At 43.6% G+C, this 13,073-nt stretch carries 18 protein-coding genes; 1 reads left to right on the top strand and 17 read right to left on the bottom strand.

The genetic code is table 11. From position 1 onward, the window contains the following. Nucleotides 1–11: 11 nt before the first annotated feature. The 3 genes from D5I41_RS14685 to D5I41_RS14675 all read right to left on the bottom strand — a co-directional run bounded on the left by D5I41_RS14685 (nt 12) and on the right by D5I41_RS14675 (nt 2,016). Nucleotides 12–797, bottom strand: a complete 786-nt coding sequence (locus tag D5I41_RS14685) for a PhzF family phenazine biosynthesis protein (RefSeq protein WP_119010416.1) — start codon at nt 795–797, stop codon at nt 12–14. A 60-nt stretch (nt 798–857) separates the two neighbouring features. Then, on the bottom strand, nt 858–1,460 hold the full coding sequence (locus D5I41_RS14680) for a flavin reductase family protein (RefSeq protein ID WP_119010415.1): 603 nt from the start codon (nt 1,458–1,460) through the stop codon (nt 858–860). Between the two features lie 82 nt (nt 1,461–1,542). Beyond that, on the bottom strand, nt 1,543–2,016 hold the full coding sequence (locus tag D5I41_RS14675) for a GNAT family N-acetyltransferase (protein WP_119010414.1): 474 nt from the start codon (nt 2,014–2,016) through the stop codon (nt 1,543–1,545). 378 nt (nt 2,017–2,394) lie between these two features. On the opposite strand from D5I41_RS14675, the gene D5I41_RS14670 reads away from it, so the two are divergent. Next, a complete protein-coding gene (locus tag D5I41_RS14670) occupies nt 2,395–2,793 on the top strand; it encodes a YkgJ family cysteine cluster protein (protein WP_119010413.1) in 399 nt (132 codons plus the stop codon). 190 nt (nt 2,794–2,983) lie between these two features. On the opposite strand, the gene D5I41_RS14665 is transcribed toward D5I41_RS14670, so the two are convergent. The 14 genes from D5I41_RS14665 to pheT all read right to left on the bottom strand — a co-directional run bounded on the left by D5I41_RS14665 (nt 2,984) and on the right by pheT (nt 13,071). Then, a complete protein-coding gene (locus D5I41_RS14665) occupies nt 2,984–3,175 on the bottom strand; it encodes a YwbE family protein (RefSeq protein ID WP_119010412.1) in 192 nt (63 codons plus the stop codon). Between the two features lie 45 nt (nt 3,176–3,220). Further along, nucleotides 3,221–3,535 (bottom strand): hypothetical protein, encoded by a 315-nt coding sequence (locus tag D5I41_RS14660; protein ID WP_119010411.1) that lies wholly within the window; start codon nt 3,533–3,535, stop codon nt 3,221–3,223. Between the two features lie 137 nt (nt 3,536–3,672). Next, nucleotides 3,673–4,146: a P-loop nucleotide/nucleoside kinase family protein gene (locus D5I41_RS14655; RefSeq protein ID WP_119010410.1), complete on the bottom strand. Its 474-nt coding sequence runs from the start codon at nt 4,144–4,146 to the stop codon at nt 3,673–3,675. A 134-nt stretch (nt 4,147–4,280) separates the two neighbouring features. Further along, nucleotides 4,281–4,778: a P-loop nucleotide/nucleoside kinase family protein gene (locus D5I41_RS14645; RefSeq protein WP_119010409.1), complete on the bottom strand. Its 498-nt coding sequence runs from the start codon at nt 4,776–4,778 to the stop codon at nt 4,281–4,283. Between the two features lie 115 nt (nt 4,779–4,893). Then, nucleotides 4,894–5,340, bottom strand: a complete 447-nt coding sequence (locus D5I41_RS14640; protein ID WP_119010408.1) for a GNAT family N-acetyltransferase — start codon at nt 5,338–5,340, stop codon at nt 4,894–4,896. A gap of 105 nt (nt 5,341–5,445) precedes the next feature. Next, nucleotides 5,446–5,778 carry a YnfA family protein gene (locus D5I41_RS14635; RefSeq protein ID WP_119010407.1) on the bottom strand — a complete coding sequence of 111 codons (333 nt, stop codon included), beginning with the start codon at nt 5,776–5,778 and terminating at the stop codon, nt 5,446–5,448. 117 nt (nt 5,779–5,895) lie between these two features. After that, complete coding sequence (locus D5I41_RS14630) at nt 5,896–6,345, bottom strand: GNAT family N-acetyltransferase (RefSeq protein ID WP_119010406.1); 450 nt, start codon at nt 6,343–6,345, stop codon at nt 5,896–5,898. 160 nt (nt 6,346–6,505) lie between these two features. Continuing rightward, nucleotides 6,506–6,871, bottom strand: a complete 366-nt coding sequence (locus D5I41_RS14625) for a DUF2200 domain-containing protein (RefSeq protein ID WP_119010405.1) — start codon at nt 6,869–6,871, stop codon at nt 6,506–6,508. 155 nt (nt 6,872–7,026) lie between these two features. After that, nucleotides 7,027–7,500 carry a P-loop nucleotide/nucleoside kinase family protein gene (locus D5I41_RS14620; RefSeq protein ID WP_119010404.1) on the bottom strand — a complete coding sequence of 158 codons (474 nt, stop codon included), beginning with the start codon at nt 7,498–7,500 and terminating at the stop codon, nt 7,027–7,029. 10 nt (nt 7,501–7,510) lie between these two features. Beyond that, nucleotides 7,511–7,783, bottom strand: a complete 273-nt coding sequence (locus tag D5I41_RS14615) for a nicotinamide mononucleotide transporter (protein WP_119010403.1) — start codon at nt 7,781–7,783, stop codon at nt 7,511–7,513. Nucleotides 7,784–7,921: 138 nt separating this feature from the next. Continuing rightward, nucleotides 7,922–8,428, bottom strand: coding sequence for a GNAT family N-acetyltransferase (locus D5I41_RS14610; RefSeq protein ID WP_119010402.1), 507 nt, complete (start codon nt 8,426–8,428; stop codon nt 7,922–7,924). Between the two features lie 509 nt (nt 8,429–8,937). Further along, nucleotides 8,938–9,129, bottom strand: a complete 192-nt coding sequence (locus D5I41_RS14600; RefSeq protein ID WP_119010401.1) for a YwbE family protein — start codon at nt 9,127–9,129, stop codon at nt 8,938–8,940. Between the two features lie 74 nt (nt 9,130–9,203). Further along, a complete protein-coding gene (locus D5I41_RS14595; RefSeq protein WP_119010400.1) occupies nt 9,204–10,496 on the bottom strand; it encodes a DEAD/DEAH box helicase in 1,293 nt (430 codons plus the stop codon). Nucleotides 10,497–10,683: 187 nt separating this feature from the next. Further along, nucleotides 10,684–13,071: a phenylalanine--tRNA ligase subunit beta gene (gene pheT / locus D5I41_RS14590; RefSeq protein WP_119010399.1), complete on the bottom strand. Its 2,388-nt coding sequence runs from the start codon at nt 13,069–13,071 to the stop codon at nt 10,684–10,686. Between the last annotated feature and the right edge of the window lie 2 nt (nt 13,072–13,073).

Raw genomic sequence — 13,073 nt, 5'->3', positions numbered from 1 at the left:
GTAAATATTCTCTATGCTTTGAGGGTTATTATCCCTGACATGTAATCTATCGCATTCCCAGACAGGATAACTCTGTCATCAACGACCTCACACTGGACCGTTCCCGTTCTTTTTGATAGCTGTTTAGCAACTAACTGAGCACGACCGAGCTTTTTCGCCCAATAGGGAGCCAATTCACAATGTGCTGAGCCAGTGACGGGGTCTTCGTCCACGTTATACTTTGGAAAGAAACAGCGGCTCACGAAATCAACATTCTCTCCCGGCGCCGATACCACAACCCCACGTAAGCCTAGATTTGAAAGCTTTGTAAAATCAGGTGTTAGGGACGCAACTTGGGATTCACTTTCTAAGATGATCACATAATCAAAATCTGAGAGTATCTCAACAGGTGTCACGCCCAAAGCTGCATGTAACTCGCTGGGTGCTTCTACAGGTTTAATGTCGCTCGCAGGAAAGCTCATGCTATATCCTGTGCCTGATTTCCCCACCAGCAAAGCGCCACTTATGGTATGAAATGCGATGACCTCATCAGAGTAGCCAAGATGCTGAAACAACACATGGGCGGCAGCTAAGGTCGCGTGACCACACAAGTCTACCTCTCCGCCCGGTGTGAACCATCGCAGTGAGTAACCATTATCCTCTGCAACAAAAAACGCCGTTTCAGACAGATTGTTCTCTTGGGCAATGTTCTGCAACAGCTCATCTGAAAGCCACCCATCAAGGGGACACACTGCAGCGGGATTGCCTTCAAATACCCTATCGGCAAAGGCATCCACCTGATAAATCTTGATTTCCATACCCTATTGCGCTCCCTTACAATTAAAAAATGCTTTGATTAACCGATTGATTGTTCGCACTTAAGGTCGAATACACTCAACGATATTGGCATTAACATTAAAGTCATTACCACCCATCTTACCCACCGTATCAACCCGCTTTTGGTTGATCACCCCATCAACATACAAATCATCACGAACGTAAACAGACTTAACATCTAACAGAACAATTGTTCCACCTGCAGGAAGGTCACCTAATGAAATAATTTCTCTTAAATGGCACTCGTAACGAATTGGTGAATCTCTTACTGATAAAGGGCTTACCTTATTACTGGCAGTATGTTCTATATCTGCGTGATCGAACTCACTCACATCGGCATTCAGGGCAGCACTAGTGCTATTCATCTTTTCTAACAAGCTTGAACCGACAATGTTAACGACGCATTCGCCCGTTTCTTTTAGGTTTTGTAAAGTGTCTTTATCTATTCCACTTCTTTGGGTCACTTGGGTATAGAGAAGTACAGGAGGGTTACAACTAGCGACGGTAAAAAAGGAGTACGGGGCAAGATTATCAATGCCTCCCTTTGATCGTGAGCTGATCCAAGCGATTGGCCTAGGGGTTACGCCACCGTTAAGAAGGCGATATTTATCTTGGCTTTCTAGCTCAGAGAGTTCAAAGTCCATCGTTCATCCTTTAACTGGCACTCATCCTTATGAACCGTAATACTAGCAAGCTCTGATCATCATTTTGAGGAGTATTAAACAATTACACCGTAATTCTGCGACGCATCACATGTTGCGGTCCCGCTTCACCGCCAAGATAGAGCTCCCCTGTCTCTTCAAAGCCGCCCTTTCGATAGCACGCAATTGCCGCTAGGTTTTTACAATTTACGGTCAAATACACAAAGTCATAGCGTCGATAGTGATGGGCAAGATAGCTTTTCAAAGCCTCTACGGTTTTAGTGCCAAGACCCTTGCCCTGTTGTCTTTGATCAACCGCAAAGGTTCTTAGACCAATGCTGTTCTTAGAGCAGAAACGGTAAGTCGACGCATAAGCGAGATCTAGCTTAAAAAAGCCCACAACCAAGCCATGATGCTTTACCACACAAAGATGCGTGGCATCACTCCCATCAAGCAAGAAGTCATCGGCTGTAGAAGCGTACTTGATGCTTTCATCGGAGAGTTGAATGTCTTTTACAGAAGGGATATGCGAGGGGTTCAGTCGCTCAATTTCAATCATAAAGCCTCCTTGTTTTGTGAAATGAGTTACAGACCCTAGTCGTCAGTGCCGCATTTTCGACACGGCTCATAAGTTCTCTCACCTTCACTAATAACGACGAAATCAACCACACACCTTTCACAAAGTGCCATCTTTGGGTAAGCCAATTTTTGTTTTTTAGAAGAAGTGTCACCTTCAACGATGTAGTACTGTCTCATGCTCTATCTTAATAAATTTTTGATAATTGGAAGAATTATAACGGAATACCGAAGAAGATAGTGCATTGCATTTTCCGTGCGTGTAACGACTGATTAATAGGTAGCGCCCTGAAACGCTAGTTCTCAGTATGACTATTGATGATAAACTCAAGGGTATTAACCACAACTCAGCGGAAACACCATGAAAGATTGTAACCAGTGCGGGAAATGTTGCATCAAATATGGAAATGGTGATTTAGCTGCCACACAAGAAGAGATAGACCTTTGGGAGTTATTTAACCCAGACATTTTTGAGTATGTGAAAGATGGGAATATCTGGTTTGATCCGAAAACAAAAGAGCAATTACACCGCTGCCCATTTTTAGAATTAGAACCAAAAACCAAAACGGAACAAGCAGACAAATACACCTGTAGCATTTACTTGGACAGACCCGAAGATTGTCGCCTCTACCCCAGCCTTATCAATGAAATGGTTAGAGATGAGTGCGAAATGATAGAAATTGTCGACCTAGAGAACCCAAAGAAAGCTCAAAAGCAACTAGACAAACTCATGAGTTCAAGCCGTTCATCAAGCTATTAATCTAATAATATCCCCACAAGCTACTGCTGGTAATGCGAACTCTCACCTAACCCATTGTCGGTTTCACATTAGTAAACAAGGGGCTGAAGATAGTCAGATAACGCCCTACGTTATTCGCGAGCAGTTTGTTGGATTCACCCCCCCTATAGATAGGCTTAGTGTATTAGAAGGAAATATAGCGTAACTGGGCTTAAACGATTTCTTTTACACGTCCTACATCGCAACTCTCTAAGCGAACTGTGATGTCATGCAAGTGGTTAGGTGACTTGGTAAGAATGTCTTTAACACCGCCTGAAGTTAATGTTTCAGTGCGCTGATCTTTCTTAAGAACAATTTTTACTTTTAAGCCTGTGTCGATACCCGAACTTTGGCTTCCGCTCATGCTCTGTTCTTTATCAGTAATGTATAACCAATAAACAAGTGCCAGCTATTTAGAATATTCCATCAATTCAACTGGAGCGCCATTTACCTCAATAAAAGCTACCATTAAGCCTTCACTTGGTGAATTGGGTTCAATAATGACTTTTTTACCTTTAATTTCCGCCAGTAAATCATCCACTTCAAAAGCGGCATGGGGAACAGTTTTTACCAACTCAGGATATGGAGCATCAGCCCAGTAGCGCTGCCACTGGATACCATAAGGATTATTTTCATGATCAGATACGGTCATCTTTAAGTGAGGTAAGTCTATTTCACCCTCGAATCGTTCTGTTGTTGGTATACCTAAATGGTTGAATTTCATAGAATCTCCACAAAGTTGCACATTGAGCATATAACGCCACGCTAAGGTGTGACAACCGTGTGCCAAAATTGAGCGAAGCGAAACTGGCGCACGGTACGGAGTCGCTTTTAAACGCGTTGTTATAAGCGTATTTTCAGCTAGTTAGAAACCCAAATGACGTCTTCGTCTTGAGTTGGTACTTCGAACCAAGACCAAAACAACTCCAACATTTCGGGCGTCATTTCGTAGGACTTTCCTCTAGCGTTTGCATTACGCTCGAAAGCACGCTGGCAACATGTGTCAAATGAGACATCAAGGTAATGCATTTCGCAGCTATAACCCTGCTCCGAAGCCCAAGATACTATTCTTGCCCGGTCATCTCGTGACCAATAGCCAAAATCAAAAACAACTGGCACACCGAGCCTCAGGAGTTGAGATGAAGCGTCTTGAAACAAGCTTTCCAATGTTCGGAGCCGCTGATTAAGTACATCTCGCTCCATATGTTCACCGAAGAGCGGGATCATCCATTCATCGATTGAGAACCGAAAAGCATTTGTTTGTTCTGCCAATTCCTTGGAGTACGTGGTTTTTCCAGAACCGATAAAACCACTGATAAAGTACAACTGAGCCATTAACTTCCTTTTAGCTTGTAACGCCCTGTTAAGATGTGAGCAACGCAACACTAAAGCTACCGCATACCACCTTAACCACTAAAACTAACGCATAGAAAAAAGCCACGCGTTGCAAATCACTCTCAAACAGTTTGTTATGCGTATTCTCCCACACGCACCAGACTGAGTTTTTCACTCGCTTCTGGAGCTTCAAAATACTGAGTCACATGATGAAATACAGCCTCTGTGTCAAACATGGATCTTTCTGGTTGTTCAACTCGACGTTTAGCAACTTGGGATAAACATTGTTCATCTGTTAAGTCTAAATACCAAAGCTCATGTTCACTACCTACTTCGACGCAAAGTGATACGAACCAAGCTCTTTGCTTAATAGTATTCGCTGGAAAATCCATGACAACATTGACCCCAACATTCAACAAACTTTGAACATGGCTTTTAACAAAAGGCTTGATGAGATTGGAGTACTTAATGTAGTCGTCAAATGCTTGAATTTGAGAAGGATAATGAGCTGACAACCAATCGTCCTCTGAAATTAGAACTGCTTTGTTTTCAGCAGCCACAATCTTAGATTTAGTCGATTTTCCTGCTCCCATCTTGCCACAGAAGAAGAACAGTTTTCCCTGATTTTCCATGTTTCCTCCATTTACGCATAACGCCGCATTAAGCGGTGACATACGCGTGCTATGTTTGAGCGTAAGCGAGTCGGCACGCGTATGGAATCACTCTTAAACGTTTGTTATGTGCGTGCTAAATCTGTGCGTACAATCTCAGCATGTCTTTGTGTTGAATACCATTTTCATAGATTGGTTCTGGGTAATTCAGCAAGAAGTGATCCTTGATGATTGAGTCAACGCGAAAACCAAGGCGTTGATAATAAGTCAGTTGATAACCAAAGGTACCTGTACCCAATTCAACACGAGTGATTCCCTTACTTGGTAGCTGAGACAGAACTGACTTAAGTAATTGAGAGCCTATTCCTTGACCTTGTAGCTTGGGATATACAGAAACATTGAAGATTTCAGCAAGGGTTTGGGTTTCTGGCTTAACTATACATACCGCAAAAATACGCTCATTATCTAGTGCAGCAAAGCACCATGATTTGGATAAATATGATGAAATACTCGCTTCAGAAGGATCTGCTTCGAGCAGCAAATTTAGCGGAATTTGGCTACTTTTGACTTCGATAAATTGCATTTCCCCTCCAAGCACATAACGCCAAGCTAAGCTGTGTGTGAACGTATGCTATGTCTGAGCGAAGCGAGTTCAGCACGCGTTCGCGAATCCGTCTTGAAGTGCTTGTTATGTGGTTCTCGGTGCGAACATTATGATTGCCATACCTAACAGTGCTACTGACACGCCGAGTACATCCCACAAACTTGGACGGATACCATCTACCATCCAAAGCCAAATAATGGCTACAAAAATATAGACTCCACCATACGCCGCATAAACTCGACCCGCCGCAGTTGGGTGAAGAGACAGCAACCATGCGAATAACCCTAAGAAGAATGCTGCCGGTAATAAAAGCCAAACCGACTTGTCCTCTTTTAACCAGAGATAAGGTAAGTAACAACCAAGTATTTCCGCGATTGCCGTAACAAAGAACAAGCCGATTGTTTTAAATTCTATCAATTGATTTCTCCGTTTATGGCAACCACATAACGCCGCGTTAAGGTGCGACAAACATAGCGTGCCATACTGTGAGCGAAACAAAACGGCACGCGTTTGGAGTCACTCTTAAACGCTTTGTTATGCCTGTAGTTTCAAGAAGTAATGATACGTCCCTGACTCTCGTTCATAGCCTAAAGACTCATACAATTTCTGAGCATTCACATTACTTTCTGCCGTTTCCAAAGCAAGACCTTTTACTTGGTTTTCTAGCCCCATGTCTTTCGCTGCATTCATCAATTTCTTAGCCACACCCATCCGTCTAGCTGTATCAGCAACAAACAAGTCATTGAGAACCCAAGTCCTAGAAGCCGAAACTGAAGAAAAGCTTGGATACAACTGAGTAAAACCTAAGCCATTACCTTCGTCATCAAGTGCTAAAAATATCACTGATTCATTATTGTTAATGCGTGATTGAATAAACTCACGGGCAATATCAGGATTACTTTTTTGACCATAAAACACTCGATATGAATCAAAAAGAGTTGAAATAACGTCTAAGTTCTCGATTTTTGCTTTTACTATTTCCATGTAAAAAGTCCATTTTTTTAGAAAGGCATAACGCCGCGTTAAGTGGTGAGCAACGCCAACCACCATACCTAAATCATTGTGACATAAACACTTAAACTGAAGTAAGCCTAAAATGCCAAGCATTGGGAACCCGTCTTAAACGCTTTGTTATCTGTCGCTTCTACGATATGCGCAAAATCCTTTTCATTTCATGACCTTTTGCAAGTTCATCAACTAATTTATCAAGATATCTAGCTTGTTGAGTAATAGGGTTTTCTATATCTTCAACTTTATATCCACAAATCTTACCTGTGATTAATTTTGAATTCGGGTTAACTGTTGCGTTAGAAAAGAACTCTCCAAATGTAGTTGAGCCTTCAATATGATTTTGAAGTTCGCTTTCATCGTAACCAGTAAGCCAAGAAATGACTTCATTTAACTCATCTTTCGTTCGGAATTTCTTTTCAACCTTTGCCACATACAGCGGATAGATTTTTGAAAAGACCATCCCTGCAATTTTGTCATCTTGACTCTTTGTATCTTTCATTTTCAATCCTCAACATTTCACCCAAATTAGCGAGTGGCTTGTGACAGATAACGCCGCGTTAAAGTGCGGAGTAACGAGTGCCAAAATTGAGCGAAGCGAAACTGGCACACGGTACGGAATCGCTTTTAAACGCTTTGCTATAAGCGTATTTTCAGCTAGTTAGAAACCCAAATGACGTCTTCGTCTTGAGTTGGTACTTCGAACCAAGACCAAAACAACTCCAACATTTCTGGCGTCATTTCGTAGGACTTTCCTCTAGTGTTTGCATTGCGCTCGAAAGCACGCTGGCAACATGTGTCAAATGAGACATCAAGGTAATGCATTTCGCAGCTATAACCCTGCTCCGAAGCCCAAGATACTATTCTTGCTCGGTCATCTCGTGACCAATAGCCAAAATCAAAAACAACTGGTACACCGAGCCTTACGAGTTGAGATGAAGCGTCTTGAAACAAGCTTTCCAATGTTCGGAGCCGCTGATTAAGTACATCTCGCTCCATATGTTCACCGAAGAGCGGAATCATCCATTCATCGATTGAGAACCGAAAACCATTTGTTTTTTCTGCCAATTCCTTGGAGTACGTGGTTTTTCCAGAACCGATAAAACCACTGATAAAGTACAACTGAGCCATTAACTTCCTTTTAGTTGGTAGATGACTGTTCAGCAACGCTGACTTTAGGCTCTTTCTCTGGTGTCGACCATTTGATGATTGCTCTAAGGTTCATTGAGAAAAAGATGATATTTGCAATTATCATTGCCACACTACCAGTAAGATAACCGACAGCTATCCAACTAGTATTGCCGCACATCATTAAAATGAATCCAATTTTGTTCTTATTTCCTATCTGCCAAATAGCAAGGAAGGTAAGTACCATTGCAATCCAGTCGATTCCATAGTACTGAAAATATTCCATTTTTCCTCCTAGTACATAACGCCCAATTAAGGTGTGAAGCACGCGACCACGGCACTTCATTTGACCACCGTAAACACTGGACTAAACCCAAACCAAAAATGCCAAGCGTGCTGAATCACTCTTAAATTGTTTGTTGAATTACAATAGTTTGAAGAAGTAAACTGTGCCTTCAAGCTCACCTGTAGAACTACGAGCGAACTGAGGAATTTGGCCTGCTTCGGTGTAACCAATTGAACGATATAATGAAGATGCAATGTCGCCTAAACGTGTATCAAGAATCAGCAATGATAAACCAAGTTCACAAGCTACGCTTTCCATTAGCGACATTAGTTTTCTACTAACACCTTTTCCCCGTGATCCCGTATGAACCATAAGTTTTTCAACTTCCCCTCGGTGTGAGCCATTAGGCTTAGAACAAAGAGACAGTTGAACTGCACCTACAACATTTTCATTTTCATAAGCGAGAAACAGTTTTCTCGCTCCCGACTTGAGGTCGGACTCTACAGATAACCAATACAACTTTACTTCTTCTTCATCGACAGGTGTTAAGAAGCCTACAGAGGCTCCACTTTCTATACAATCAGTTAGCAACGAATTTAGCTGTTCGACTAAGACTGATGTGGTACTTACTTCCTTTATTTCCACGAAACTCTCCTTGTAATTTAACAGCTTATTAGTGAGATATCCTACTTGGCAATTGCACAATGGTGTAGCTAGTAACGTTAACTCACTGATTCAAATGAACTAATCTACCATTACGTTAGAAAATCACAACTTGTTAGTAGGAAGTCCCATTTAATCAGATAGCCGGTTTCCTAGTATCAAACAAGCAAGTCTCAGAAAGAACTCTGATTACAAATCACTCGCAATTCAAAATGCGAAGTACCACTTTTTTCACACCTGAAAAAGTGAAGGGAGTAATAAGCTATATCGGGTTACCGTAAAGTTAGATGTGGTTATGCCCAGCTTGTTTTTAGCTGAAGTTCGCCAAGGCCTCCGTACACGAGGTTATAGTTTGAAAACCGAATTTAATTAGGCACAGAGATCTTGCCACTACCCAGATCTATACCCATGTCATTGGAGAGCATTTTGCTGGAACCACTAGCCCGTTAGATAGGCTCGGTGGATTTGAAGATAAGATTAACGAGTAACGCTTATAGTATTTCTTCTACGCGTCCCACATCGCCACTCTCTAGGCGAACTTTGATGCCATGTGGGTGGTTCGGAGATTTAGTGAGAATATCTTTCACTACGCCCGAAGTTAATGTTCCGGTGCGTTGGTCTTTTTTAAGAACAATTTTCACTTCTAATCCTGCGTGAATGTCCGACCTTTGAGTTCCGCTCATGCTCTGTTCCTTATCAATAGGGTCTAAATAATTAAAAATGCCAGCTACGATGAGCTGGCATTGACTGTGTTTGATTAAGAGTTCTGTAACCAAATGTCAGAGCCGCCCTGACCTTTTTTCTTGCGCTTTTTCTTGCCAGTGCCTGCCGGTGCCGCCATTGGCTTATTCGCATCAATCATTTCTTGAGTGACGGTTTCATCGACTTCAAACCCTGCGACCTGTTCTCGTTCAAGACGAATCTTATTCTTCTTCTCGATAACCTTGAAATGGTGCAGATCTTCATAGTCGATGAGTGACAAAGCCAGACCCACTTCACCTGCACGGCCACTACGGCCAATGCGGTGCATGTAATCTGATGGGCTTCTTGGAAGGTCGAAATTGATAACCACTGGCAGCTTTTCAATATCGAGACCACGAGCTGCGATGTCCGTTGCGATAAGTACTTCAATCTCACCAGACTTAAACGCATCAAGGATACGCGTACGGTAACCTTGACCTTTGTCACCGTGGAACACATCGGCTTCAATACCACGTTTATACAGTTTATCGGCTAGGTGCTCACAGCTGTTTTTAGCGTTTACAAATACTAGCGCTTGTCGCCATTGATGCTTCTTGATCAGATGCGCCAATACAGCGGTCTTTTCGCCTTTGTTGACGTTAAATACACGCTGAACTACGGTGCTCTCATCGTCACTTTGCAACTGCACTTCAACAGGGTCGTTAAGCAACTCTTGAGTGAGCGCCTGTACTTGTTCAGGGAAAGTAGCAGAGAATAGAAGTGTTTGCTTTTGCTTAGGCAGTTTTGCCAAAAGCTCAGACAACTCTTCGGTAAAGCCAAGGCTTAACATGCGATCTGCTTCATCAAGCACTAAGGTTTTAACTCTATCAAGCTTGATGGCATTGCTAGAGATAAGGTCAAGTAAACGACCTGGCGTTGCCACCAAGATATCTGTACCGCCACGCAATGCTTGCATTTGCGCATTAGTCGATACGCCACCGAATACGGCTACAGTTTTGATCTCACCATTAAAGTGCACCGCGTAAGACTTGATGTTATCGGCAACCTGTTTTGCCAACTCGCGCGTCGGAACCAAGATCAAACCAGACACATAGTTACCCTTGCTCGCGCTAGATTTAACTAAATCATGTTTGGTGAACAGCTCCTGTAGCATTGGCAATGCAAATGCAGCTGTCTTACCTGAGCCAGTATTCGCACCGGCAATGACGTCACGACCCGCTAATACACTAGGAATGATTTGCGCTTGGATAGGTGTAGGCTGTTGATACTCCAGCTCTTCTAGTCGCGCTAAAAGAGGTTTAATTAAGGCAAGATCAGCAAAGCTGTTAGGGGTTGTGGCATGGGTCATAGATTATTAGGCTCAGACTTAAATTGTGAGGCGCATTCTAGCGTATTTCGACTCATTGAAGTAGTACTAACGACTTTCTGTCCATTCTCGGTGCAAATACGGACAATTTCTTAGAAGATAGAAAAAAAATGGGGAGCCATCAGGCTCCCCATTTCATATTGAGATTTTTAGTACTAGTTAATAAGAACTAGTCACGCAATACAGCGTCAAACTTCTCTGAAACAGCGTTAACTGTTGCTTCAACAGCGCCAGAGATGTCAGCTTCTTCCAAAGTACGCTCAACTGATTGAAGAGTAAGCGCAATCGCAAGACTCTTCTTTCCTTCTTCAACGCCTTTACCTTGGTAAACGTCGAACAGTTTTGCATCTGTCATTAGCTCGCCACCGCTTGCAAGACAGGCTGCTACTACGTCACCAGAAGCGACTGCTTCGTCTACAACTAGCGCGATGTCGCGACGGTTTGCAGGGAACTTAGATACCGCTACCGCTTCAGGCAATACGCGAGTTGCAATTGCAGACCACTCAAGTTCAAACACAACAGTGCGGCCGTTAAGACCAAACTTGCGCTCAAGCTCTGGGTGAACCGTACCAATCACGCCCACTTCTTTACCGTCTAGGATGATAGCCGCAGCTTGTCCTGGGTGAAGTGCTGGGTGCTTAGTTGCAGCAAAGCTGTATGCCTTTTCTTCACACGTTAGCTCAAGAACCGCTTCTAGGTCGCCTTTAAGATCAAAGAAATCAACCGTGTTGGTTTCAATGTCCCAATGCTCTTCGCTACGAGTACCCGCAAGAACGCCCGCAAGCATTGATTCTTGACGCATGCCATTTTCAGCATTTGCATCAGGAATAAAACGAAGACCTGATTCAAATAGACGTACGCGTGGTTGCTGACGCTTTTGGTTGTGAACAACGGTATTTAGAAGACCTTGAATCAACTGCACACGCATCGCTGACATGTCAGCAGAGATTGGGAACGGCAGAATTAAAGGTTCAATGTTTGGTTCAATCAGCTTTTGCTGCTCTGGCTCTACAAAGCTGTAAGTTACCGCTTCGTGGTAGCCACGGTCTACTAGCAAATCACGAACACGCTTAAGTGGCTGGTTTGCCTCTTTGTGGTCGTTCATTGTAAGAGCCGCCATTGGCGCTTGATTTGGAATGTTGTTGTAGCCAAAGATACGGCCAACTTCTTCAATCAAGTCTTCTTCGATAGCGATATCAAAGCGCCATGTTGGAGCTACAGCGTTCCAGCCAGCATCAGTGGTTTCAACTGTGCAGCCAAGACGCTCAAGGATCTCAACCACGTCAGCATCAGAGATAGAGTGACCTAGCAAGCTGTCTAGCTTAGAGCGGCGTAGAGATACTGTGTTTGCTTTTGGAAGATCGGCTTCAGATTCAACGCCAGCAATAGGAGCAACATCACCGCCACAGATCTCAACAAGAAGCTGTGTTGCACGCTCCATTGCTTTGTGCTGCAGTGCGTAATCCACACCACGCTCAAAACGCATAGATGAATCAGTGTGCAAGCCGTAAGCGCGTGCACGGCCACGGATATGATCCGGTGCAAAGAATGCGCTCTCAAGCAATACGTCTGTCGTTTCTGTTGTTACGCCAGAACCTTCACCACCAAATACGCCTGCGATTGCTAGCGCTTGGTTGTGGTCTGCAATAACCAGTGTATCTGCATTTAGCTTGGCTTCGTTGCCATCAAGAAGAGTCAGTTTCTCGTCTTGTTCAGCCATACGAACCACGATACCACCTTCAATCTTGCTTAGATCGAATGCGTGCATTGGTTGACCTTGCTCTAGCATCACATAGTTAGTGATATCAACGATTGGGTCGATAGAGCGAATGCCACAGCGACGTAATTTCTCTTGCATCCAGATAGGAGAAGAGGCTTTAACGTTTACGTTCTTAACCACTCGGCCAAGGTAGCGTGGACATGCTTCTGACGCGTTAACTTCAACAGAAACTGTGTCTTGAATGCTCTCAGCAACTACTGCGAATTCAGGCTCTTTTACCGCTTCACGGTTTAGAACGCCGACTTCACGAGCCAGACCACGGATGCTAAAGCAATCCGCACGGTTAGCGGTTAGGTCAACATCTACCGTTACGTCGTTTAGGTCTAGGAACTCACGGAAATCAGTACCGATTACCGCTGTTTCTGGAAGCTCCATGATGCCATCAGACTCGATGTCGATACCTAGCTCAGTAAATGAACACAGCATGCCGTGTGACGGTTGGCCACGCAGTTTTGCTTTCTTGATTTTGAAATCGCCAGGTAGAACAGCACCCACAGTAGCTACCGCTACTAGGATACCTTCGCGGCAGTTTGAAGCGCCACATACGATATCTAGCAATTCTTCAGCGCCAACATCTACTTTAGTTACGCGCAGTTTGTCAGCATCAGGGTGCTGACCACACTCAACAACTTTACCTACTTTAACGCCGGTAAACTCACCAGCAACAGGAAGAACATCGTCTACCTCTAGGCCAGCCATTGTGATTTGGTGTGTTAGTTCGTCAGTCGTAACCGCAGGGCTAACCCACTGACGAAGCCATGATTCACTGAATTTCATCT

The sequence above is a fragment of the Vibrio superstes genome, assembly GCF_003569005.1.
GTDB classification, from domain to species: domain Bacteria; phylum Pseudomonadota; class Gammaproteobacteria; order Enterobacterales; family Vibrionaceae; genus Vibrio; species Vibrio superstes.
Note: the sequence above shows the minus strand (reverse complement) of the source record. Positions and strands in the feature narration are given on the sequence as shown.